Raw genomic sequence first — 1995 nt, 5'->3', positions numbered from 1 at the left:
ATCACATACATCGTACGCTCTTCAATTGTTGTATCTTGAAACCCTTTTTCTTTACTGAAACTCGATACATATTGCTGGAATTCCACAATATTCATACTTAATCTCCCTTCATCACAAATACTCCGTTTTTCTATTACAATTAAAATCACAATTGTATTTTGTTAAATAATAACATTCATACTATAATTTATTTATAGCCCATAAACGGAGGTGTTTCAATGACTCTCTTCGCTTCCCCATCCTTATTCGTAGTAGCAATCATTTCATTTGCACTAGCTTATTTCATCGGAGTAAAACAATACACTTGGCTCTTATCAGGATTCAATGAACGACGTGTACCTGACAAAATGAAGTTATCAAAAATAGTTGGTCTTTATAATCTAATTGCTGGTGTCATTGCTACAATCGGTAGTGTCTTCACTACTCCTAATGTCAAAATCATTATTCCTATCATTGTAATTGGACACGTCATAATAGCCGCATATGTAAATACACGTATGGTTCAGTAAAAAAAGATCATCCAAATGGATGATCTTTTTCATAATTTATCGACATATTGCTTTGCTTCTAGTAATGAAAAACCAAATGCTTCTCTTACTCTCTTAACTGCTGTAATCGTTTTTCCATCTTCCACAAGCTGACGCAATTCTTTATTAATTTCGGGTTCTCTTTCTACAATTCCTATTTCTTTCGTAATTAATTGTAATCTATCTTTAATCCTTTTTAAACGCGCATCATTTTTCTTTTCAATTTTAGTTAGTTTTTCAGCGATATAAATGAACCCAAAGACTGCTATCGGTATAACCATCCAAAATTCCATGAACGTTCCCCCTTACTAGCTTTTATTTATTTTTTTACTAAATTATGTAAATTTTACCATAACACACATTTAATGTATAATAGTAATATACAATATTATTGATAAACCTATTATTTTAGGGGGACACTTTATGAAACGATTTTTGAATACGTTACTACAATTTGTAGTTCTTTCAATTGCACTACATTTATTATTTGATATAGTTGGTTGGCTTGTTTTCAATGCACCAATTGAAAACAAAGGAGCACTTATTTCCTACATATCAACTCTATGGCTAATGTATATGTATAGAGATAAATTACTTCAGTTTATAATGCGAATTTCTGCAAAATAAAAGAGGACACTTCATCAAAAATGATGAGGTTTTTTCTTTTATTCTCTTTCTCTATATTAAAAATTAACTTTTAATTCCATTCACATCACCTCTCATAGATTAACAATGTATAATAAAGTTAATATTCTATTTTTTTAAAAAAAGGAGCAACTATGAACTTAAAAAGTAACAATATATACGAGAAAATGAACCAATATTCCGTTGCTGGTTTAAGCCTTGCCGTCATACGTGATGGCAAACTAAACGAAGCGACTGCCTTTGGAACACTTGAATCTGGAACAAATAGAACTTTCACTACGGATTCCATCCTCAATTCTTGTTCTATTAGCAAATTCATCACGGCAATGCTCGTACTACCATTATTAGACCAAGAAATCGTACATTTAGATGAAGACGTAAATGATAGACTCACATCTTGGAACATACCTACCAATCTATTTACTTCACAGAAAAAAATCACTTTACGGAACTTATTAAGTCACCAATCTGGAATAATTGATCCTCCTAATAGTTTTGGACATTATAAGCTAGCGCAAGGAATACCTAAAATTCCTGAACTTCTTGCTGGTAGAACATTATATTGCCCAGTACCTATAGAAGTAACTTATAAACCAGAAAGTGAATTTCAATACTCAGACGCAAACTTTTGTATTATCGAACAACTACTTGAAGATATTACGGGGAAACCATTTAGTCAGTTACTAGAAGAATTTATCTTCCAGCCACTACAAATGAAAAATAGTACACTCTTCTCTCCCGAAGACATAGATAAAACCAAAGCTTTCGCTTGCGGGCATAATAAAGATGGAACTGTAACAAATGAGAAGTATCCATTTTATCC

At 31.8% G+C, this 1995-nt stretch carries 4 protein-coding genes and 1 pseudogene; 3 read left to right on the top strand and 2 right to left on the bottom strand.

Annotation, left to right across the window (positions count from 1 at the left end; genetic code table 11):
• Positions 1–119 (bottom strand): annotated as a pseudogene (locus AC1DTM_RS24170) (MazG nucleotide pyrophosphohydrolase domain-containing protein); the annotation flags it as partial.
• A 99-nt stretch (positions 120–218) separates the two neighbouring features.
• On the opposite strand from AC1DTM_RS24170, the gene AC1DTM_RS24165 reads away from it, so the two are divergent.
• The gene (locus AC1DTM_RS24165; RefSeq protein WP_477001078.1) at positions 219–509 is read left to right on the top strand and encodes a DUF3784 domain-containing protein; all 291 of its coding nucleotides are present in this window, start codon (positions 219–221) and stop codon (positions 507–509) included.
• Between the two features lie 29 nt (positions 510–538).
• On the opposite strand, the gene AC1DTM_RS24160 is transcribed toward AC1DTM_RS24165, so the two are convergent.
• The gene (locus AC1DTM_RS24160; RefSeq protein WP_477001077.1) at positions 539–820 is read right to left on the bottom strand and encodes a hypothetical protein; all 282 of its coding nucleotides are present in this window, start codon (positions 818–820) and stop codon (positions 539–541) included.
• A gap of 130 nt (positions 821–950) precedes the next feature.
• On the opposite strand from AC1DTM_RS24160, the gene AC1DTM_RS24155 reads away from it, so the two are divergent.
• Positions 951–1154 (top strand): hypothetical protein, encoded by a 204-nt coding sequence (locus AC1DTM_RS24155; RefSeq protein WP_016105547.1) that lies wholly within the window; start codon positions 951–953, stop codon positions 1152–1154.
• Between the two features lie 152 nt (positions 1155–1306).
• Positions 1307–1995, top strand: a 689-nt coding sequence (locus AC1DTM_RS24150; RefSeq protein WP_477001076.1) for a serine hydrolase domain-containing protein, incomplete at its 3' end; no start/stop codon positions are given.

This window comes from Bacillus sp. P4_D3, from assembly GCF_056401855.1.
The sequence above is the reverse complement of the archived record's forward strand: the minus strand, read 5'-3'. Positions and strand labels throughout refer to the sequence as shown.

Bases quoted from the DNA above. Each gene is read 5' to 3' on its own strand.
- AC1DTM_RS24165 (WP_477001078.1), top strand. From the start codon at position 219: ATGACTCTCTTCGCTTCCCCATCCTTATTCGTAGTAGCAATCATTTCA.
- AC1DTM_RS24160 (WP_477001077.1), bottom strand. From the start codon at position 820: ATGGAATTTTGGATGGTTATACCGATAGCAGTCTTTGGGTTCATTTAT.
- AC1DTM_RS24155 (WP_016105547.1), top strand. From the start codon at position 951: ATGAAACGATTTTTGAATACGTTACTACAATTTGTAGTTCTTTCAATT.